This is a genomic window from Flagellimonas meridianipacifica (assembly GCF_003001695.1).
Lineage (GTDB): Bacteria > Bacteroidota > Bacteroidia > Flavobacteriales > Flavobacteriaceae > Flagellimonas > Flagellimonas meridianipacifica.
The window spans coordinates 1,362,485-1,383,925 of sequence record NZ_PVYX01000001.1 but is presented as its reverse complement, the minus strand read 5'-3'; the positions used below and the strand labels follow the sequence as shown (position 1 = coordinate 1,383,925).

The window sequence follows — 21,441 nt, the reverse complement described above, 5'->3', positions numbered from 1 at the left end:
CTTAGTATGAAAGCATCAATCTGAATGCAATAAATCAATCAAAAGCGCTGCCGTCCAGGAGAAATTATTCCCTCCATATGCATTTGGATGATTCTTTCTGCAATCAAAATACTCATAGAAACCGTGGTTTGCAACAAGTTCAATTGAATCCTTCCTTACTCTTTCGGCCAAATCTTTAAATCCATATCGTTTCAACCCTTGAAATACAATCCAATTCATATTTATCCAAATAGGTCCTCTCCAATACTTCTTCGGATTGAATTTTTCGTGTGTAGGGTCAAATGAAGCGCATAAAAGTTTGCCTTTATCCCCAAACTTATTTGTAAGGGTTTCCACTAACTTTGAAGCTATTTCCTTTGTTGGAATTCCTGCATGCAAAGGTGCAAAGGAGGAAGATGAAATGTAAGGCAACAATTTATTGGAACGGAGATCAAAGTGCAAATAGGCCCCTGAATTCTCATCAAAAAGTTTAGTGTTCATGCTATCAATTCCCAAGCTATGCTTTGACCGTAAGTAAGCTATTTCATCCACACCTCTGTTCAGCAATCCATATAATCTAATCAATGCTTCGTTGGAACGTAACAACATGGCGTTGAACAAGGGGTCCTGAACAAGAAAAGGGGAATGTTCGGCAATTTTGGCATCGTCATACCCGTGCTGTTTTGCTATCTCGATGATGTGCAGGTAATGATCGTACTCTCTTTTTGTGGGTCTTTGTGATGGGTCTACGTGGGTAGTGTCCCTACGTTCAAATTCGTAATCGGGCGAATCCATAGTAGGCCAGATGTCATCCCACATGGGGGAATTATCGGTTCCAGACTCCCAATTGTGATAGATATAGACTAAACCTTCATTATGAATATCACGATTTTCATAAAAGTATACGTGATTATCGTAAACTTTATCAATGAGACTATCCAAATGGGACAAAATAGTGCTTTTATCTTCTGCAACATCATACATTCGTTCTAAAACAAAACCTAGAACTGGTGGTTGTACCATTCCGGTTGAACGATATTTTTTTGAAGCTTTTGGATGCAATCGGGATTGGTGAAAGTCTGGCCCGGGAAAATAGGTATCACTATCATTATGGAATACAATGTGGGGAATGAAACCATTATCCCATTGAGCATCCAACAGCGTCTCCAGTTCCTTTATCGCCTTCTGCATATCATAATGGGCGTACCCCACTGCAATAAATCCGGAATCCCATTTCCATTGAAAAGGGTACAATCCCTGTGCAGGAATAGTGAAGCCGCCTTGCCAATTGTTTTCCAAAACTTCGATGGCTTTTTTTATCAGGTTTTCTTTCATTGATTGGTATTTGTACTAAGGTAGCCATAAAGCTCACTAAACGAACATAATGATTTTTTAGATGTTTTTACTTCTGGCACAGACTTTGGTCTCTATCGAGTAACTTAGCATTACAGTATTTATCTTAAAACCTGACCTCAATGAAAAAGTTAACCATTACCCTATTTTTATTGGTAATTACTTTCCATTCTTATGGACAGACCAAAAGCTTTCTGGATATTCCCTACCTAGAGACTTCCGCCCGGGTTGATACACTGGTGACCTCGGACAAAATATACTTGAGCATTACGATTACCGAAAAGGATTCCAAGGGAAGAAAGTCGGTTGAAGAACAAGAAAATAAAATGGCACAGGCATTTCGCTCACTAGGAATTGATTTGGACAAACAATTATTCATCAAGGATTTGAGCAGCAATTTCAAGAAGTATTTCCTACGCCAAAAAGATGTGTTGAAAAGCAAACGCTATTCCCTCTTGGTATACTCAGGCAAAGAGGCAGGAGAGGCCTTGGCAGCGCTTGAAAAACTAAAAATTGCGAATACCTATTTGGAAAAAACAGAATATTCCAAAATGGAAGCCTTGGAACTGGAATTAAAATCAAAGGCGGTAAAAAAAGCTAAGAAAAAGGCTGAAGCCCTTACTGCTCCCTTGAACCAAACAGTTGGTAATGCAATCCATATTGTAGACTCTTCCATACCCTATTACCCCAGGGCCCAAGCACCTCGCATGGAAATGAAGTCTATGGCCATGGATATGGCCGAAGCCGAGCCGCTCGACATAGATTTTGAACAAATCAAAGTGCAGACTTCGGTCAATGTAAAGTTTGCTTTGTCCAATTAAAAGAAGTTCGTTCGTCTTTTAAAAAAGACAACGATGAAAACCAATGTATTTTTGGCACTAATGATGACCATGAGTCTAAGTGCCCAGCAAACTTTACAACTCGAAAAAAACCAAGAATCTCCTAAAGCTTCCTTAAGTGAAGTATCCTTGTTGGCTGGCCACTGGAAGGGCGAAGCTTTTGGCGGCATGACCGAAGAGATATGGAGTCCACCCCAAGGAAATTCAATGATGTTTGTTTTTAGGCTAATGAACGATGGGGAGGTTACCTTCTACGAAATAGGACATATTTTACAACAAAATGAGACGCTGATACTTCAACTGAAACATTTTAATGGCGACCTTAAAGGATGGGAAGAAAAAGATGAGACCGTTGATTTCAAGTTGGTGAAAATTGAAGATAACAAAGTGTATTTTGAGGGAATGACCATCGAAAAAATGGACAAGGACCATGTCAACTTTCATGTTTTGGTAAGCGAGAGTGGGAAGGAAAGAGAAGTTATCTTTCGGTATGAACGGGTAAAAACTTAAGTAAAACCACTTGAAGTTTAGGATCTAACCCCTAATCTAAAACGGACAATGCTGCGGCAACCATTCGTTGTAGTTTCTTTGGGTCCGAATCTATTTTTGAGACCACTCTGAACCCATTATAAAACGTAAAAAGCATCAATCCAAGGTCTTTGGCATTTTTTGAGGCATCGATTTCACCTCTGTCAATTCCTTTTTGGACATGCGTTGCGAACAGCTCCTCTACACTGTTCATATGGTTTTGGAGAATACTATGCATTGCACCATCATTTGGTATAAGCTCTGTTGCCGTATTAACGACGAAACATCCTTTACGGGAAGTATCTCCAACGGCCTCTTCAATGGCAAAATCAAACAGTTTATGAAAGCCCTTCTTCACCGAAGGTTCAGCTGCCAAAATTCCCTTTACAGCATCCCCAGATGAATTTCGATATTCTTGAAAAGCCCTATTGAACAGCTCTTCCTTGCCACCAAAAGTATCGTACAAGCTTGCCCGATTAATCCCTAAATGAGAAACTAAATCTTGCATTGAAGTGGCATGGAACCCTTTTTCCCAAAAGAGTTCCATAGCCTTGTTCAATACTTTGTTTTCGTCAAATTGTTTTGTTCGTGGCATTTTTATTGGAATAATTGTTCCAAATTTATCGAAAAAAACTACACCTGTGCGAATCCACCATCCACTGGGATTTCAGCTCCCGTGATGTAACTGCTATCAGAAGATGCCAAGAACAATGCTGTTGCGGCTATCTCATCAGCATTCCCAAATCTACCCAATGAAACCATGGACGGGAAATTTGATGCCATGGCATCAATGTTTTCTTGTGGCACATTGTGTTTTCCATAAATTGGGGTGTCTATGGGGCCAGGTGAGACTGCATTTACTCGAATACCCTTTGGACCAAATTCGGAGGCTAAGGTGCGAACCACGGAACGCAAGGCGGCTTTACTAGAGGCATATGCAGTCATCCCTCCAAATCCTTTCATATTTACCACCGAGGTGTTGAAGATAATACTTGCACCTTCATTTAAATGGTCATACGCAGCTTGAACTGTAAAAATTGGACCTCGAACGTTAATGTTGTAGACTTCATCAAAAATTTCCTCGGTTAAACCATCAATGGTTTCGACCCTGAAAATTCCAGCATTTAGAAATAAAACATCAATTTTACCAAAGTGTTCAACGGTTTTGGCAATCAAATCTTTACTGTCCTCGGTGCTCGAGGCTTCAGCTTTTACCAATAGGTAGTCCCCCGTCAATTCACCTCTTAGGGCATCTAATTTTTCTTGACTTCTTCCAGTCAAAACCACTTTTGCACCTTCTTCGAGGTATTTTTTCGCAGTTTGCAATCCCATACCACTGGTTGCTCCTGTAACTATGGCTACTTTGTTTTCTAATTTTTTCATGATATTAAATTTTATTTGTTGTTTTTTATTTTGGAATGTTCATTCCGATACAAACATATATATTTTAGAACGTTCGTTCCAAATAAAAAATTGATTTTATCTTTCTTTTAACAAATCGATTAGGGTTTTGTATCTTTCAAAGGACTAATTCCAACTCAAATGAAACCTTTCTCTTTTCTCTTAGTTCTTTTATTCTTAATACCCAATAGTCATGAAGCACAACGACGTAAAAGGAATGCTTCCTCTCCAAAAGTCGTTCTCCAAGATTCTATGTTTCACGGTCTCAAATGGCGAAATATAGGTCCTTTCCGTGGAGGAAGAAGTGTAGCTTCCTCAGGTGTGGTTGGTCAACCCATGACCTATTATATGGGCTCAACGGGTGGTGGTATTTGGAAAACTGTGGATGACGGTATTACCTGGAAAAATATCTCCGATGGCCAGTTAAACACTGGAACCGTTGGTGCAATAGCAGTTTCAGAAAGCAATCCAAACATTGTGATTGTGGGAATGGGCGAACATGCTGCTCGGGGAGTAATGACTTCTATGGGTGATGGTGTTTATAAATCAACCGATGCAGGCAAAACTTGGAAACATATAGGTCTTGATGAAACCCGGCATATATCCGATGTGATTATTCACCCTACCAATCCTGACATTATATTCATTTCAGCACAAGGTGCTCAGTATGGCCCATCCGAACAGCGAGGTATTTATCGTTCACTTGATGGTGGGGAAACTTGGGAGCGTGTCCTTTTTGTAGATACGATTACCGGTGCTTCATCTTTATCTATGGATATGAAGAATCCTTTGATTCTTTATGCCGCTATGTGGCAACACCAGCGTTTTCCTTGGAAAATTGAATCCGGAGGGGAAAATTCGGGAATCTATAAATCCGTTGACGGTGGTTCTAATTGGGAACAACTCAAAGAAGGATTACCCAAGGAGTTCGGAAAGGCAGGAATCTCTGTTTCAAGAGCCAATCCAGAACGCGTTTTTGCCGTAATTGAGGCCGAGGGGAAAAAAGGAGGTGTATATCGAAGTGATGATGCTGGAAAAAAATGGAAACAGGTCAACTCCAACCGAATCAACATTGCCCGTTCTTGGTACTACATGGAGATTTTCGCAGACCCACAGGATGAGAATCTGGTTTACGTGCTCAATGCTCCTGTAACCAAATCCATTGATGGCGGCAAAACATTTACTCCGCTTCCGACACCACATGGTGACAACCACCATCTTTGGATACATCCTTTTGATAACTCCAAGATGATAAATTCCAATGATGGAGGAGCCAACGTCTCTAATAATGGAGGAAAAAGCTGGAGCACCCAACAAAATCAACCTACCTCACAATTCTACAGGGTAATAACCGACAACTTGGTTCCTTATAACGTATACGGTGGGCAACAAGATAATTCTGCAATTGCCATAGCCAGTAGAACCAATGATAGAGGTATTGATTGGAAAGACTGGTATTCTGTTGCTGGATGTGAAAGCGCTTATTTGGCGTTTGATCCAGATAATCCAGAAGTGGTATATGGTGGATGTTATCAAGGTATTATTGAAAAATGGGTAAAGGCTTCGAGAGAAGGCAAACCGATTAAAGAATATCCCGAATTGGGTTTGGGCAAAGTGCCTAAGGACTTTAAGTTCAGATATAATTGGAATGCACCAATCATTAGTTCTCCGCATGATAGAAATACCATTTATCACGCCGGAAATGTGGTGTTCAAAACACAAGATGGTGGACAAAGTTGGGAAGTGGTGAGTCCGGATTTGACCAGAAACGATAAAGAGAAGCAAGGTCCCGGTGGCGGACCTTACACCAATGAAGCCGCGGGAGGTGAGAACTATAACACCATAATGTATCTAGTGGAATCTCCCCATGAAGAAGGAGTTCTTTACGCCGGTTCCGATGATGGTTTTGTACACATTACCAAAAATGGAGGTAACTCTTGGGAAAACATTACCCCTCCCAATTTAGGGGAAAGTATTATTAACAGCATCGAGGTGTCTCCTCACAATCCAAGCACAGCATACATAGCGGTAATGAAATATAAGTTTATGGATTTAAAACCCTATGTTTACAAAACCACGGATTACGGTGCTACCTGGACAAAAACCACCAACGGGATTGAAGACAAACATACCTTTGTCCGAGCGGTTAGGGAAGACAAAAAGCGAAAAGGACTTCTATATGCTGGTACCGAAACAGGACTTTACATTTCTTTCGATGATGGTCTGAACTGGCAAAAATTCCAGTTGAATCTTCCTGTGGTTCCCATTAATGACCTTATCATTCAAGACAACGACCTTGTTGTAGCTACGGCCGGTCGTTCTTTCTGGATTTTGGATGATTTATCACCCATACAAAATACGACTGGCAACGAAACCAGTTTAAGCATATTTCCACCAAAAGACACCTATCTCATTTTTGGAAGTAGCCCTGAAAAGCCAATTCCAGGATTGGGTCAAAACCCGAAAACGGGAGTTATTTTTGATTACTATCTCCCGAAAAAAGCGGATACATTGGATTTGAAGCTTGAAGTGTTGCAAAATGGTAAAGTTATCCGAACCCTTACCAATAAAAAACCCAAAGATTTTAAATCATGGCCAGGGGGACCGCCAAAACCTGTTGTCCTTCCATCAAAAAAAGGATTCAACCGATTTGCTTGGGATTTCAGAAAGGACCAGATACCGGCCATAGACAAGGTTTTTGTTTTCGGGAATTACAATGGCTCAAGGGTAGGCCCTGGCTCGTACACTTTGCGCCTTACTTTAGATGGTGAAACTGTTGAAACGGAAGCTAGGGTGCTCGCAAACCCAAAAATTAATGCGAGCCAATCGGATTATTCAGAACAGCAGCAAATGCTAAATCAGATTGAAAATGCCATTACCACCATGCACGAAGCGGTGAACCAAATGCGTTCAGCAAAAAAACAACTCTTGGCCTATGACGATTTATTAAAGGAGAATGAAAATGCAAAGGAACTCATCAAACTTGGTGACTCTTTGGTAAAAAGAATAAAAATCTGGGAAGAAAAACTTATCCAGCCCAATCAGAAAACATTTCAGGATGTGATTAATTTTCACAACCAGTTGAATGCTGATTTCATGCATCTCAAGGGGTTTGTCGATGTAGCTGACCCCAAAGTGACCGAAGGCGCCAAGGAACGTCTTAAAGACCTTTTGGGCAGATGGAGTACATTCGAAAATGAAAAGAAGGCAATAGTGGGTAATGAAATGGCTAAGTTTAATAGCCTTTTTCAAGAACTTAAACTACCAGCCATTCTTTTAAAAGAATAGCACATCCCGATGCAAAAACCGTTTATTGCCGATAAGGAATATATAGGTGAAGATTACTCTCAAACACCTCTTCCAAAGGCTCAATACGAAAATTGCGTTTTTCGTAACTGTACATTCTCGAATGGTTTTTTGGACAACCAAACCTTCATGGAATGTGATTTTGTGGATTGTGATTTGACCAATGCCAATGTCAAACACACAACTTTTAAGGAATGCTTCTTTTTAGACTCCAAATTAATCGGACTTCGTTTTGAAGACTGCGACACCCTGTTTTTATCCATAGGTTTTACCAATTGTAATCTTGGTTTTGCCTCTTTTTTTGAACTTTCCCTTTCAAAAACCCGTTTTAAAGAATGTAGTTTTGAGCAAACTGATTTTACCGAAACCAACCTTACGGGCTCCACATTTCATAATTGCAATTTGGAAAAGGCCATATTTTATCAAACTATTTTGGAGAAAGTGGATTTTAATACAGCTTTCAACTTTGAGATAGACCCGGAGAAAAATCACCTCAAAAAAGCACGCTTCAGTAAGGAGAACAGTATCGGTTTATTAAAAAAATACGATATTGTGGTTACCTAAATCTTAACCATGTTGGAAAAAACCTGCTTGGAGTGTGGCGAAAAAGTAGTTGGCAGGATAGATAAAAAGTACTGCTCAGACCACTGCAGAAACAGCTACAACAATCGCATGAACAAGGATACCAAGAACTTGCTAAGAAATATAAATAACAAGCTCCGAAAAAATTATAGAATACTAAGTGGGCATCCTTTAAAAGATGGCAAAACCACAACTACCAAGATGCGACTCATGGACAAAGGTTTTGACTTTGAGTATTTTACCAATCTATATACCACCAAAAAAGGCAACACGTATTACTTTTTATACGACTTTGGATATCTACCCTTGGAAAACGACAGGTATATGATTGTGAAGCGGGAATAAGAAAGCTATTTCCAGTTTTGCGCATTTAGTTTCAATGCGGCAATAACAATATCCTTTCTGCTTATTTGTCCTACTAGAATATCGTTCTTCATTACCGGAAGTCTACGCCTGTTGTGCTTATCAAAGACACCCGCAGCGTCAAAAATGCTCATATCGTGAGGTATGGTTTGTACATTTTTGGTCATGTACTTCTCAACACTTTTATCCAAAATAGGCTGATTGAAGTATCGGCTTTCCGAGATTTGCTTCATACAATCCGCTTCCGAAATAATCCCAACCAAAAACCCATTTTTATCCATAACAGGGCCACCTGAAATATGGTGTTTGGCAAAAGCTTCCATTACTTCTAAAATGGATTGTTCGGGAGAAAAAGTAATCAACTTTTTCGTCATGTAATCCTCTACTAAAATAGGTGCATTGAATTCTTTCTTCCCGGATTCCTTTGACCGAGCACCCTGAAAACTCTTGATTGCCATAGGGTTATTATTTAAGGTTGAATATTAAATATAGGAAAATTCCGCGAATTTTTTAAATTTTTAAGGCCTAATGTGAGAACCTTTGAGAATTTCATAAATTTAGCTACCAACATAACTTACTATGAAACGGTCGGGAACTCTGGCATTTTTTTTTCTGCTTCTAGCGGTGTATTGGAGCTTCAGGTCCCTTATGCCAAAATATGAAAAAGACATTGATGTAGCTTCTTCTAAATTCTCTACGGACCGCGCTCTATTCCATGTGGAAAATCTATCCAAGGAACCTCATTCGTTAGGTTTTCCAGGACACGAAAGAGTAAGGGCTTATATTATTTCGGAGCTTAAAAAACTTGGCTTGAAAACATCCCTACAGGAAGGATTTGTACTTGGAGATAACTCAACATTGACCAAGGCCAAAAATATTTTAGCGCGTATTGAAGGTACTGCCGAAGGGAAAGCCCTACTGTTAATGTCCCATTACGATAGCCATCCTCACTCCTCCTTTGGAGCTAGTGACGCTGGGAGTGGTGTTGCCACAATCTTGGAAGGTATACGAGCATATTTAGCCCAAGAAAGCGTTCCAAAAAATGATATCATTCTTTTAATTACCGATGCGGAGGAACTTGGCCTCAATGGAGCTGAGCTTTTTGTCAATGAGCACCCTTGGGCTAAAGATGTTGGACTTGTATTGAACTTTGAGGCTCGAGGAAGCGGAGGTCCAAGTTACATGCTAGTAGAAACCAATAGAGGCAATGCACGGTTAATTAATGAGTTCATAAAAGCAAATCCCAAATTCCCTGTTGCCAACTCCTTGGCATACAGCATTTACAAAATGCTGCCCAACGATACAGACTTAACGGTGTTTAGAGAAGATGGTGATATTGAGGGGTTCAATTTTGCCTTTATCGATGATCATTTTGACTACCACACAGCTTTGGACGTTCATGACCGATTGGACAAAAAAACACTAGCCCATCAAGGTTCCTATTTGATGCCACTATTGGACCATTTTAGCCAAGCCGACTTGACCAATCTTAAAAGTCTGAACGACTTGATTTATGTAAATCTTCCGTTTTACGGCCTCGTTGCCTATCCATTCGAATGGATTTTCCCAATGCTATGGATTGTGAGCCTTTTGTTTATGGGTCTGCTTATTTATGGGTTCAGAAAAAAGCAATTCTCCACACAGGGAATTCTTAGGGGAATATTGCCAGCCCTTATTGTTCTTATCATCAATGGTGCCTTTGGATATTTTGCCTGGACGGCTATTACATGGTGGTATCCTGAATTTAAGGATATGTTGCACGGCTTCACATACAACGGTCATACGTATATTGCAATCTATACTCTCTTGGCTTGTGCCATTTGTTTTTGGGTCTATCACAGGTTCAGAAAGACAAAAACCCAAGACCTTTTGGTATTTCCCATTTTGCTTTGGACGGTAATTTGTTGGTTGGTAGCTTTCTATCTAAAAGGGGCTAGTTTTTTTGTGATTCCCGTTTTTGGAGTTCTCGCGGCATTACTTGTCTACATAAAGCAAGAAAAACCCAATCCTTTTCTATTGATTTTTTTGAGCCTTCCGGCGATTTTCATTTATGCCCCATTCATTAAGATGTTTCCCGTCGGCCTTGGTTTGAAAATGCTCATTGCCTCAACTCTATTTTGCACCTTATTATTCTTTTTGGTACTCCCCTATCTGGCCCAATTAAAAAATAAGAATCGATTTGCCTATCTGTTCATATTCCTATTTGCTGTTTTAAGTATTTCGGGGCATATACAATCCGATTTCACGGAAGAAAGGCCAAAGCCTAGCAGTTTGATGTATGTTCATGATGTTGATAAAGATGAAGCCATCTGGGCCACTTATGATCATTCCCTGATTGAGTGGAACAGCCAATATTTGGGAAAAGACAAAAAAGAACCGGAACCAGATGAATTTAGAACCATTCCCAGTAAATACCGTTCTAATTTCACTTATGTGAAGAATACCCAGATAAAGGCCATAGAAAGTCCATTAATAGATACCGTTAGAGATACAATCATAGGAAATGAACGAGTTTTGGAGCTGTGCCTTACACCTAGGCGGGATGTAAATCGGTTGGATACCTATACAAACCCGATACACCTAAACTCAGCTAAAATAAACAACCTTCCCTTTTCAAGTTATTACCTAGAAAAGAGAAAACAGCGATTGGCCACCCATTTTATAAGTGATAATGACTATACAGAATTGGAACTCAGTTTTCCAAAAGATTCTGTTTTGGAGCTTACCTTTTACGAATCTAGCAACGATTTATTGACCAACCCCTTGTTCACAGTACCAGAACGACCAAAAAACAGCATTCCAATGCCTTTTGTATTGAATGATGCCATTCTAATCATAAAAACCTTAAAGTTTGAATAAATCAGTTGGTGTATTGGGATGTGGTTGGTTAGGGCTTCCTTTGGCCCAGAAGTTGGTGGAATTGGGCTATAAGGTTTTTGGTACTACCACTTCCGCTTCAAAAATGGAATTGCTCAAGCAAAGTGGGATTGAGCCTTATCAAATAGCTCTTTATCCTGATTCAATTGAAGGTGAAATAAAAGATTTCTTGGATAATGTTGATGTTCTTGTAATCAACGTACCTCCTCGTCTAAGAAAATCAAACGCCGAAAGCTATGTGGAAAAAATAAAGCTTCTTCATTCAAAATTAATGGACAGTTCTGTTGAACACATCGTTTTTGCAAGTAGCACTTCGGTCTATGGAAACATTGCGGGTGAAATAACGGAGGATGCCACACCGCAACCTCTAACCGAATCAGGAAAACAGTTATTGGTTTGCGAAGACCTATTGAAAAAAGACCAAAGATTCAAAACAACTATCATCCGTTTTGGTGGTTTGATTGGCCCAAACAGACATCCGGTTACCATGCTTTCCAAAAAGCAAGGATTGACCAATGGAAACGACCCGGTTAATCTTATTCATCTTGATGACTGTATCCATATAATCCATACCATTATCAAGAATGAATATTGGGATGAAACTTTTAATGCGGTCTATCCCTTACATCCCACCAAAAAAGAATATTACACCCAAGAAGCCATAAAAAGAAATCTTCCAAAACCGGGATATGAGGCTATTACATCGAAAAGTATTCGAGGAATTGTAAAAAGTAGGAATTTTATTAACAAATCCCATAAATTCTACACTTCAATAGTCTCTTAATTGACCACAGAAAATTGGCATTTCGCAACAATTAAGATAATTTTAAGTTAACAAAACACTGATTACAAGTAAGTTAAGTTGAGTAATACCTACTTTTACACCAGATTAAGTGATAAAGTAATGGGAGATTCAAGATTAGCGACAAGAATCTTGATGGAGATGGAGAATTTGATTACAAAAAGTAGTACAAACCATAACATAACCTCAAGATGTCAAGACTTTCACAAGTCGATTTTAAGAAAATACTATAATGCCGCAGATGTCGAAATAGATTATCATCGGCACCGGATAAAAATGGATGTGGTACTGAACGATAGGGAGTATGATCCAAAAACCATAAACACGGTTGTTTCTACAATGCCGGTCAACCTCTTTTATGAACAGCTTACCTCTTTTCTAAAATCCTGTCTTGCAAAAGATGTAAAAAGTCTGGCGTTTTATGCAAGATTGCTCAAACAATATTCCAATAAGGATATTACTTTCATGGCCATTTATTGAGTTAAAAAGAAAGATGTTTCTTTAAAAAAGCAAAGTCCATAGGTCTTTGCCTCTTCTTTAACAGAGGTATACCAATAATTTTTTTAGTTTTGGCCCACTAAAAAAGGGAACACATGAAAAATATTCTTTGGGCAGTATTGTTTTTGATGGGGCTTAACTCATTTGCCCAGTCCAATACCAATTTAGCGGACCATTATAGAGCCTTCTACAATGAAATGCGTTTACAAGGAGATGTAAATGGGATAATCAATGCTTTAACTCACCTGAATGTCTTGTCCCCTTCCAAAGAGAGAAAGGACACTCTGGCCTATGTGTACATGAACAATAATCAACACTTACAGGCTTTGAATACCATTGGTATCGAAAAGAAAACGGATGATTCCGACTTGGCCGTTCAAGTGAAAGCTGTTTCATTGAAAGCCCTGAATCAACCCAAAAGAGCAATCGAGCATTTCGAATTATTGTTTACCCGAACTCCTTCTGCGTACTTGGCATATGAGTTAGCTGATTTAAAAATACAAGTGGGTGACAATGAGGGCGCCACGACCAATATAGATTATGGGATAGCCAATGCAACAGATGAGATGAAATATGCTTTCTACGAGCGTCAACAGCCCTATGAAGTTGCATTAAAGGCGGCATTTTACCATTTACAGGGTTTGGTTGTCTACAACAAGGATAAAAACAACATTGATACTGCCATTGCATCCATTGATGAAGCCTTAAAAATCGAACCTAATTTTAACTTGGCCAGTCTGAGCAAGCAAGCCTTGGTGGCAAGAAAGGAAAAAACGGCTGAGGGAGAACAGAATTAAAGTGCTCCTTATTTTTTAAGTTGAAGTAATAGGATACTGTCCTTTTTCTGTTTAAGCTTTATCAAATCTGCGACATTTTCATTGGGAACAGCTATTGAAAGCACATAGTGAGCAATTTTCCATTGCCCATTTTCTTTTTTAAGAACCCCTGAACCACGACATAGCTCCATTTGAGTATCCAATAGCTCGTCGAACCAAGCAATGTTTCCGGAATCGCCTATATAGATATTTCGCTGCACAGAGGTAAAATCCCATGCCTTACCCCTATCAAAATAGGGTTTGGAAAATGCTCGAAAATCCTCGTTCTGCCAATTCTCGGTAGCATCCGTACCAATAAAAATCCCATCATCGGTCATTTTGGAAAAATACCCTTCATAATCGGCATCTGCAGCAGCTTTGTGCCAAGCATCCAAGAGGATGCCAATCGCAGATTTTTCTGAATCCTGCGAAATTCCCAAAAAGGGAACGGTCAATACCAATACTAAAATTAATTTACTCTTCTTCATCCAAAATTAGTTTTGTGTCCAATTGGCTGCTAAGTATACTATTGAACTGTTCCCGAATAATATTATAAGCTTCAAGCAATTCGATCGTGGGTTCCGTAGTGTCCGATTTATTCAAAACACTAGCCTTGACTTTTAAAAGCAATGTCCTAAAGACCCTTTGCCTACTTTTTATTTGAAAAGAATCAAAAGGTTCGGGATAGGTGCTGGCGGAAAGCTCTTTTTCTTTTTCCAACAAATCGTCAATGGCCAAACTAAGATCCTCATTATTGGTGGATTTATATAGGACATCAACACTACTGTTCAATGCCTTAAACTCTGGCCATTCATCCAAGATTATGGCAGCTTCTGCACTTACCTCCAATTTTTTAGGCAATTTTTGATAGTTGAATTCTTGTGATTCACTTTGTGAGTCTGCCCCAACAGTTTGCTTTTCTTTGCAGCCCAATACAACCAATAGGATAATGATTGCTCTTGTTTTTCGCATAAGCGAATGTACAAATTTTAAGAAAGGCTATCTTTACCCGATAACGCAAATAATCTATTTTTTCAATGCAAAAATCAACCCTCATCTTGGGAGCTTGTGGCCAAATTGGAACGGAACTTACCATGGAACTTCGCGCAAAACACGGAGCCAATAACATCGTGGCAAGTGATATCAGGGAAGGTAGTGAATCTTTGATGTCGAAAGGGCCTTTTGAACTATTGGACGCCACTAACTATGAAGCCATTGAGGACGTAATCATGCATTATGAAATAGAAGAAGTATATCTGATGGCAGCCATGCTCAGTGCCACTGCGGAAAAATTTCCCATGAGGGCATGGAATCTGAATATGAATTCCTTGTTCAACGTCCTCAATCTAGCTAAAGAAGGGAAAATCAATAAAATTTTTTGGCCTTCTAGTATAGCAGTTTTTGGGCCAAACACCCCAAAACAAAACACCCCTCAAAACACAATAATGGAACCCAGTACTGTATATGGGATAAGCAAGCAGTCGGGGGAAAGATGGTGCGAGTATTATCACAAAAAGTTTGGCGTGGATGTGAGAAGTCTTCGTTATCCAGGACTAATTAGCTGGAAAACCATGCCCGGAGGAGGAACTACGGACTATGCTGTTGACATTTACCATGAAGCCTTGAACGCAGGAAAATATCAATGCTTTCTTTCTGAAGACACCCAACTTCCTATGATGTATATGGAAGACGCCATTAGGGCCACCATTACTATTATGGAAAGTGATTCCAATGCTCTTACCGTGCGATCATCCTATAACTTGGGCAGCATGAGTTTTACCCCCAAACAAATTGCGGGACAAATTCGCGAACACATACCGGAATTTGAGATTTCCTATGCTAGCGACTTCAGGCAGCAAATAGCGGATTCTTGGCCCAGCAGCATTGACGATAGTGCAGCTAGGAATGATTGGGGATGGAAGCCCGATTTTGATTTGGCGGCCACTACTAAGGCAATGTTGGAAAATCTAAGCGCCAAGTCCTCTTAAATTAGGTCACTCCTCTTCTGAATCGGAAAACTCAGAATCTGGTAGTTTATCCATTGGCTCTGGAATACCACTTTCCTCAGTATCATCAAAGTTGGCCATGGTATACTCCAATTTGGAGCTGATTTTCACCAAATACTTGGTGTCCTCCGTAGACACTTCAACGGCCTCAATGCTCTCCCCCTTATGGTTTTTGAAATTGATGATGTCATTGTCTCCATAACCATCCGGATATTTTTCCACCAAGAGTTTTAGCACTTCGGGAGTGAGTTTCTTATAATCGACAATTACGCGCTTGAGGTTGTTCATGATTAAAGCCCAATTATCTAATCAAACTAAAATTAGAACAAAAAATAATTCGTTTGGAAGTTTTTTCGACAAAAGTCAACTATTGTCAATATCCGATTTTCCGCCGGTTTTTTTTAGCAATTTGATATGATAAATCTCTACACCCTTATCAATCGGCTTTAGCATATCGTACATGTTGAGCGCAACCACACTGGCCCCGTGCATAGCTTCAACCTCTACTCCCGTTTTATAAAAAGTTTTCACGGTCACCAAAACCTGAATCTCCAAATCTTCGACTTGAAACTCGATACCGCAAAACTCCACAGGTAGCGGATGGCAATCCGGAAGTAAATCTGCTGTTTTCTTCACTCCTAAAAATCCCGCCGCTCTGCTCATGGAAAACACATTGCCTTTAGGAACTGAACCAGACTCTATAGCCTCAATGGTATCCTGGGAACTTACCTTTACAATGGCTTGTGCTATCGCGGTACGATGTGTAGATTTTTTTTCTGTAATATCAACCATAAGTCTATGTATTCACTTTCCATTGATAGGAATCATCCTCAAAAAGTTCCTTTCCAAAAACCGGGACCTCAGCCTTAATTTCTTCAACCGCATATTGCAGGGCATCAAAGGCGGTTTTCCTATGCGGAGAGGAAACAAAAACAAACAGACAAATCTCGCCAACCCTTACTTTACCAATACTATGATAAATGTGAATGCAGTTGATATCAAACTTTTCAAAAGTAGATTCCCTGATTTCATCGAACTTAAGATTGGCCATTTCTTCATAGGCAGTATACTCAATGGCAGTGACCGTTTTACCTTCAATGATATCCGCCCGTACTTGCCCCAAGAAAATGTCGTGGGCCCCAATCTGTGTTTTTGACTGCTGTTTGGCAATGGAATCTGCAATGAAACTTGGAGGTATAGCTCCTTGTTTAAAAACCTGTTTTACTTTCTTCTCCATAGAAAAGCTTTTTGCTAAGGTAGGAAACAAATATCCGCTTTGCACAGTATTCTTAAGGTTCCTTTAAAAAGGGAAAATTAGGTTTTAATAGAAAAGTATAGGAAGAGGGTCTAGGTTTAGTTATCTTAATCTTACAAACCAATAGCCTCATGAAAAAATGTTCCCTGTTGCTGTTTCTAGCAATATGTTTAAGCTGTTCTAGTGATTCTGACCAACCTGAACCTAACTCCAATCCAAACCCCAATCCAAATCCACCAACCCAAGGCGAAGAGGACACAACAGCACCTACCATTAGGATTGCTGGACTTCAAGACCTTATAGAGGTATTGACAACTCTAGAAGTCACAGTTACGGATGCTTCGAACAATGTAAATACAGCTATCTTGGTCAATGGAGATGAAGTGTTTACCACAACCCAAAAGTCGTTCTCTTATGAACTCGACCCTTTTGATTTTCCTTCTGGAGAAACAACTATCACCGTACAATCAACTGATGACAGTGATAATCAGGGAAGCGAGAGTGAGACCTTTGAATTAAAGAAATTATTATTCCGGTCAACAGAATTGGAATTGTTCTTACTCCCTACCGATAATTTAGATGTTTACTTGGCAATAAACTCTGAAGAAACTGGCGAATTGGTTGCTTCCATGTTGGTTCAAAGTGTTGATGATATTACACTTTATGCGCCAGAAAATTTTAGCAGACAAAAGATTGTTGCCACACAATACTTTTTAGGAAAAGGAACAATTCCCAATATAAACAATGCTCAGTCTTTTGCTAGTTTGGAGCCGGGTATAGAAATTATGACGGTGGAGGAGGCAGTGGGCACTCTCAATCTAAATAGAAGGCCCTTTATGAGAAACGAAAGTTTCAACTTGAATATAAGTGACATTCCTGTTAATACAAGAGTTACTGCCAACAGTAAAGATTATATCTTTCTTAGTTCTAGCGTCTCTTATGATAAAGAAGCAGTAGAAAACATTTTTCTTTACTCCACTTCCTCTCCTACAACATCAAATTTGGATTCATACAGATATCTTATTTTGACCGAATTTGAAGATACTATGATTAGTTTCAACAATTTCAACACCCTATCTCAGGAAGATAGGGTTACGAATAACCTTCCACCTGATACTGAAAGTTACACCTTATTTTTGGATGGATATTTAAATATAGAACGTTACTCGACTGACAATGACCACGAACTATATTCCGTATCAGGAGGGTTAAATCCAACTTCCTACAGCTTTCCCATAATACTGGATTACGAAGTAATGCGGCAAAGACTTTTTATTGATTTTAATGACGGAAGAGAAGTGTTTGCATCGTTTAAAGGTCTTTCTGAACCACTAATACCAAGTTTAACCATCAATCAAACAGGAGATATCGTGAACGTTTCCGGAGACTATGACAGTCATGTTTTGACTCAGGACATAGAAGGCCCGGGGCCAAATCCAATTTTATTTAGGAGATTTTATATTGATGACAACAGTAGTTCTGTCTCAATTCCTTTTCAAAATCTGGAAATCCCTTCAGGGGTGATTGAAAACCTGAATGCCAAAGGGTTTTCAATCAATGCTACAAACAACATGGGTAATTTATCAATTACTCTTACCAAGCGGGAAGAGGAAATAAATTACCAAGATCGTATCTTTTACTTTATTCAAAGAAATGAAGCTGGAGACGTATATGATCTTACTTTTCCGCTTGACTGATTTGAAAACAATCGCGCTCAAAAGTTCAATAACTACTTCCCATTTGTGCTTTACCTTAGGATAGGGTTGTCCGTAAGAAATATAGTATTGTTCATGCTACATTTCTATAGTTTTTTGCATTAAAGCGAATAGCTTCAAGGTGCCAGGCGAGAAAGTTGTGGAACCTGAGGAGTATGAAATTTCAATTGGCGGTGCCCAACCATCCGCAGACCGGGTAAAAAAGGGTTCCGTGGCAGTTAAAAAACTAATTGTTTCAGGAAGTAAGGTAAAAATTTAGAGAATACCCCTATCTTTTAAAATATTGTAACCAAAAGCAACCAAACCAGCATGTTCTACATCGGTTTTGACATAGGAAGTTCTTCCATTAAGGCTTCGTTAGTGGATGCCAATACAGGCAAGGCCATTTGTACCCTACAGGAACCCAATGAGGAGATGCAAATTGTGAGCAATCAAACGGATTGGGCGGAACAGGACCCTGAAGTATGGTGGAGACACATTTGCACGGCTTCAAGGCGGCTTTTAAATGAAAACAAAATCAAGGCCGAAGACATTAACGGTATTGGTATCGCGTATCAAATGCATGGCTTGGTCATAGTTGATGCAGATGGAAATGTGATTCGGAATTCTATCATTTGGTGCGATAGTAGAGCTGTTTCTATTGGTGAACAAGCCTTTTCCAATATTAGCGAAGATCGCTGTATGGGACACATGCTGAACTCTCCGGCCAATTTTACAGCTTCAAAACTGGCTTGGGTAAAACAATACGAACCGGAAAACTACGATAAGATTCATAAGTTTATGTTGCCTGGAGATTTTATAGCCTACAAGTTTTCAGGTGATTTCACTACTACAATATCTGGTTTATCTGAAGGTATTTTGTGGGATTTTAAAAATTCAGAGCCTGCCCAAATGGTTCTTGAACACTACGGAATAGATAAAAATCTTGTCCCACAAATAGTAGAGACCTTTGGTGTTCAATCCAAAGTTTCGGATAAGGGCGCTGCGGAAAGTGGTTTACAAAAAGGGACTCCGATTTTATATCGAGCTGGTGACCAGCCCAATAATGCTTTATCTCTTAATGTATTTGAGCCTGGTGAAGTAGCAACCACAGGCGGAACATCTGGGGTTTTGTATGCCGTTACGGATAGTTTGAAGGCTTCTGAAGGCATTAAATTGAACAATTTTGCCCATGTGAATCACTCCCCTGAAAAACCAAGAATTGGAAAGTTACTTTGCATAAACGGATGTGGAATCCAATACCGATGGTTAAAAGACCTATTGAACCTCAGTGAAAATTCATATGAGGTGATGAACTCATATGCTTCCCAAATACCAATAGGTGCGGACAACCTTCAACTCATTCCCTTTGGGAACGGCGCCGAGAGGATGTTTGACAATAGAACAATTGGTAGTCATATCAGTAATCTGAATCTCAATACACATAGTCAGGGGCATATTCTTCGTGCTGCTTTGGAAGGCATAGCTTTTTCCTTTGTGTACGGTATGGAAATATTGAAGAAAGACCATACCCAAATCAATGTAATTCGCGCCGGCAATGACAATTTGTTCCGATCAGAAATATTTTCGGAAACCGTTGCCACATTGATTGATCAAGAAATTGAGATTTACAATACGACGGGTGCTGTGGGAGCCGCACGGGCCGCGGGAAAAGCGGATGGAGCTTTTGATTTTGGAACCATGGTTTCCCAAAACGATTATGTGCAAACCTTTAAACCTAATCCCGAAAAACAGAACTATTCCATAGCTTATGAGCGATGGAGAACAACATTAAATACAATACTAAAAAATCAAAAAGACTAATGGCATCAACTAGCGAATATTTCAAATCCATAGGTAAAATAAATTTTGAGGGAAAGGATTCCGACAATCCTTTGGCCTATAAGTACTATAATCCTGAACAGGTAGTCGCGGGTAAAACCATGGCAGAGCATTTCAAGTTTGCCGTAGCCTACTGGCACTCCTTTTGTGGTACAGGAGCAGACCCTTTTGGTCCCGGCACACAACAATATGCATGGGATGAACCCAAAGATGCCGTAGAAGCCGCCAGAATGAAAGCGGATGCTGCTTTCGAATTCATTTCTAAGTTGGGCTTCAACTATTACTGCTTCCATGATTATGACTTAATTCGAGAAGGGGCCACATTTACCGAATCCGAAGAACGTTTGGCGACCATTGTATCCTATCTAAAGCAAAAACAACAGGAAACAGGTATCAAGTTATTGTGGGGCACATCCAACTGTTTCTCCAACCCCAGATATATGAACGGTGCCGCAACCAATCCTGAATTCAATGTTCTGGCCAGGGCAGCGGGTCAAGTAAAATTGGCATTGGACGCTACCATTGCTCTAAATGGTGAAAATTATGTGTTTTGGGGCGGAAGAGAGGGCTATATGAGCTTGCTCAATACAGATATGAAACGTGAGCTGGATCATATGGGCATGTTTCTGACAAAGGCTAGGGATTATGCCCGGTTACAAGGCTTTACGGGAACCTTTTTTATAGAGCCAAAGCCCATGGAGCCCATGAAACATCAATACGATTTTGATACTGCAACATCCATTGCATTTTTAAGGCAATATGGTTTGGACAAGGATTTCAAAATAAACATTGAAGTCAACCATGCTACCTTGGCGCAACATACCTTTCAACACGAGCTTCAGGTGGCAGCGGATGCAGGTATGCTGGGAAGCATAGATGCAAACCGTGGAGATTATCAAAACGGATGGGATACCGATCAGTTTCCAAATAATATTTATGAAGCTACAGAGGCCATGTTGGTTTTTTTGAATTCAGGTGGGTTACAGGGTGGCGGAATAAATTTTGATGCCAAAATAAGACGAAACTCTACGGACACAGAGGATATCTTTTTAGCACACATTGGCGGAGCCGATGTTTTTGCAAGGGCACTATTGACCGCAGAAAAAATTATCAATTCTTCCGCTTATAATACATTAATTGAAAAACGTTATGCCTCTTTTGATTCGGGAAATGGTGCTTCTTTTGAAAAGGGAGTGCTTGACTTTGAGAGCCTGTACTCCATCGCCAAAGAAAATGGCGAACTGCCTTTGATCAGCGGAAAGCAAGAACTCTTTGAGAATATCATCAACCAATACATATAG

At 39.7% G+C, this 21,441-nt stretch carries 23 protein-coding genes; 14 read left to right on the top strand and 9 right to left on the bottom strand.

Features of this window, described 5'->3' with window-relative positions:
- Positions 1–15: 15 nt before the first annotated feature.
- On the bottom strand, positions 16–1,314 hold the full coding sequence (locus tag CLV81_RS06290) for an MGH1-like glycoside hydrolase domain-containing protein (RefSeq protein ID WP_106144180.1): 1,299 nt from the start codon (positions 1,312–1,314) through the stop codon (positions 16–18).
- 140 nt (positions 1,315–1,454) lie between these two features.
- Between CLV81_RS06290 and CLV81_RS06285 the strand changes: the two genes are divergently transcribed.
- Both CLV81_RS06285 and CLV81_RS06280 read left to right on the top strand, forming a co-directional pair.
- The gene (locus CLV81_RS06285) at positions 1,455–2,153 is read left to right on the top strand and encodes an SIMPL domain-containing protein (RefSeq protein WP_106144179.1); all 699 of its coding nucleotides are present in this window, start codon (positions 1,455–1,457) and stop codon (positions 2,151–2,153) included.
- Between the two features lie 33 nt (positions 2,154–2,186).
- Positions 2,187–2,681, top strand: a complete 495-nt coding sequence (locus CLV81_RS06280; protein WP_106144178.1) for a DUF6265 family protein — start codon at positions 2,187–2,189, stop codon at positions 2,679–2,681.
- A 31-nt stretch (positions 2,682–2,712) separates the two neighbouring features.
- Here CLV81_RS06280 and CLV81_RS06275 read toward each other — a convergent pair whose 3' ends face one another.
- Positions 2,713–3,294, bottom strand: coding sequence for a TetR/AcrR family transcriptional regulator (locus tag CLV81_RS06275; RefSeq protein ID WP_106144177.1), 582 nt, complete (start codon positions 3,292–3,294; stop codon positions 2,713–2,715).
- 38 nt (positions 3,295–3,332) lie between these two features.
- Entirely contained in the window at positions 3,333–4,082 is a 750-nt protein-coding gene (locus tag CLV81_RS06270; protein WP_106144176.1) for an SDR family NAD(P)-dependent oxidoreductase, read from the bottom strand.
- A 159-nt stretch (positions 4,083–4,241) separates the two neighbouring features.
- Between CLV81_RS06270 and CLV81_RS06265 the strand changes: the two genes are divergently transcribed.
- Genes CLV81_RS06265 through CLV81_RS06255 form a run of 3 tightly spaced genes read left to right on the top strand, consistent with a single transcriptional unit; the run spans position 4,242 to position 8,333 of the window.
- Positions 4,242–7,388 (top strand): VPS10 domain-containing protein, encoded by a 3,147-nt coding sequence (locus CLV81_RS06265; protein WP_106144175.1) that lies wholly within the window; start codon positions 4,242–4,244, stop codon positions 7,386–7,388.
- A 9-nt stretch (positions 7,389–7,397) separates the two neighbouring features.
- Positions 7,398–7,970, top strand: coding sequence for a pentapeptide repeat-containing protein (locus tag CLV81_RS06260; RefSeq protein WP_106144174.1), 573 nt, complete (start codon positions 7,398–7,400; stop codon positions 7,968–7,970).
- Between the two features lie 9 nt (positions 7,971–7,979).
- Positions 7,980–8,333 carry a hypothetical protein gene (locus tag CLV81_RS06255; protein WP_106144173.1) on the top strand — a complete coding sequence of 118 codons (354 nt, stop codon included), beginning with the start codon at positions 7,980–7,982 and terminating at the stop codon, positions 8,331–8,333.
- 5 nt (positions 8,334–8,338) lie between these two features.
- Here the strand turns inward: CLV81_RS06255 and CLV81_RS06250 are convergent, their stop codons facing one another.
- Positions 8,339–8,809 (bottom strand): CBS domain-containing protein, encoded by a 471-nt coding sequence (locus CLV81_RS06250; RefSeq protein ID WP_106144172.1) that lies wholly within the window; start codon positions 8,807–8,809, stop codon positions 8,339–8,341.
- Between the two features lie 121 nt (positions 8,810–8,930).
- Here CLV81_RS06250 and CLV81_RS06245 point away from each other — a divergent pair, with 121 nt between their 5' ends.
- The 4 genes from CLV81_RS06245 (at position 8,931) to CLV81_RS06230 (ending at position 13,325) form a co-directional block, all read left to right on the top strand.
- On the top strand, positions 8,931–11,210 hold the full coding sequence (locus CLV81_RS06245; protein WP_106144171.1) for a M28 family peptidase: 2,280 nt from the start codon (positions 8,931–8,933) through the stop codon (positions 11,208–11,210).
- On the top strand, positions 11,203–12,012 hold the full coding sequence (locus CLV81_RS06240) for an SDR family oxidoreductase (protein ID WP_106144170.1): 810 nt from the start codon (positions 11,203–11,205) through the stop codon (positions 12,010–12,012). The genes CLV81_RS06245 and CLV81_RS06240 overlap by 8 nt, the downstream gene beginning before the upstream one ends.
- A gap of 78 nt (positions 12,013–12,090) precedes the next feature.
- Positions 12,091–12,510 (top strand): hypothetical protein, encoded by a 420-nt coding sequence (locus tag CLV81_RS06235; protein WP_245911938.1) that lies wholly within the window; start codon positions 12,091–12,093, stop codon positions 12,508–12,510.
- A 113-nt stretch (positions 12,511–12,623) separates the two neighbouring features.
- On the top strand, positions 12,624–13,325 hold the full coding sequence (locus CLV81_RS06230) for a tetratricopeptide repeat protein (protein ID WP_106144168.1): 702 nt from the start codon (positions 12,624–12,626) through the stop codon (positions 13,323–13,325).
- An 8-nt stretch (positions 13,326–13,333) separates the two neighbouring features.
- Here CLV81_RS06230 and CLV81_RS06225 read toward each other — a convergent pair whose 3' ends face one another.
- Both CLV81_RS06225 and CLV81_RS06220 read right to left on the bottom strand, forming a co-directional pair.
- Positions 13,334–13,831: a nuclear transport factor 2 family protein gene (locus tag CLV81_RS06225; protein ID WP_106144167.1), complete on the bottom strand. Its 498-nt coding sequence runs from the start codon at positions 13,829–13,831 to the stop codon at positions 13,334–13,336.
- A complete protein-coding gene (locus tag CLV81_RS06220; protein WP_106144166.1) occupies positions 13,818–14,315 on the bottom strand; it encodes a hypothetical protein in 498 nt (165 codons plus the stop codon). The genes CLV81_RS06225 and CLV81_RS06220 overlap by 14 nt, the downstream gene beginning before the upstream one ends.
- A gap of 65 nt (positions 14,316–14,380) precedes the next feature.
- Here CLV81_RS06220 and CLV81_RS06215 point away from each other — a divergent pair, with 65 nt between their 5' ends.
- Positions 14,381–15,331, top strand: coding sequence for an NAD-dependent epimerase/dehydratase family protein (locus CLV81_RS06215; RefSeq protein WP_106144165.1), 951 nt, complete (start codon positions 14,381–14,383; stop codon positions 15,329–15,331).
- A gap of 6 nt (positions 15,332–15,337) precedes the next feature.
- Here CLV81_RS06215 and CLV81_RS06210 read toward each other — a convergent pair whose 3' ends face one another.
- From CLV81_RS06210 to CLV81_RS06200, 3 genes are all read right to left on the bottom strand, one after another.
- On the bottom strand, positions 15,338–15,637 hold the full coding sequence (locus CLV81_RS06210; protein ID WP_106144164.1) for a hypothetical protein: 300 nt from the start codon (positions 15,635–15,637) through the stop codon (positions 15,338–15,340).
- A 75-nt stretch (positions 15,638–15,712) separates the two neighbouring features.
- Positions 15,713–16,141: a cyclic pyranopterin monophosphate synthase MoaC gene (moaC, locus tag CLV81_RS06205; RefSeq protein WP_106144163.1), complete on the bottom strand. Its 429-nt coding sequence runs from the start codon at positions 16,139–16,141 to the stop codon at positions 15,713–15,715.
- A gap of 4 nt (positions 16,142–16,145) precedes the next feature.
- A complete protein-coding gene (locus tag CLV81_RS06200) occupies positions 16,146–16,586 on the bottom strand; it encodes a molybdenum cofactor biosynthesis protein MoaE (RefSeq protein ID WP_106144928.1) in 441 nt (146 codons plus the stop codon).
- 149 nt (positions 16,587–16,735) lie between these two features.
- Between CLV81_RS06200 and CLV81_RS06195 the strand changes: the two genes are divergently transcribed.
- The 4 genes from CLV81_RS06195 (at position 16,736) to xylA (ending at position 21,441) form a co-directional block, all read left to right on the top strand.
- Positions 16,736–18,301, top strand: coding sequence for a hypothetical protein (locus CLV81_RS06195; protein WP_106144162.1), 1,566 nt, complete (start codon positions 16,736–16,738; stop codon positions 18,299–18,301).
- Positions 18,302–18,440: 139 nt separating this feature from the next.
- The gene (locus tag CLV81_RS20530) at positions 18,441–18,578 is read left to right on the top strand and encodes a hypothetical protein (RefSeq protein ID WP_158259079.1); all 138 of its coding nucleotides are present in this window, start codon (positions 18,441–18,443) and stop codon (positions 18,576–18,578) included.
- Positions 18,579–18,628: 50 nt separating this feature from the next.
- On the top strand, positions 18,629–20,122 hold the full coding sequence (locus CLV81_RS06190) for a xylulokinase (protein WP_106144161.1): 1,494 nt from the start codon (positions 18,629–18,631) through the stop codon (positions 20,120–20,122).
- Complete coding sequence (xylA, locus tag CLV81_RS06185) at positions 20,122–21,441, top strand: xylose isomerase (protein ID WP_106144927.1); 1,320 nt, start codon at positions 20,122–20,124, stop codon at positions 21,439–21,441. The genes CLV81_RS06190 and xylA overlap by 1 nt, the downstream gene beginning before the upstream one ends.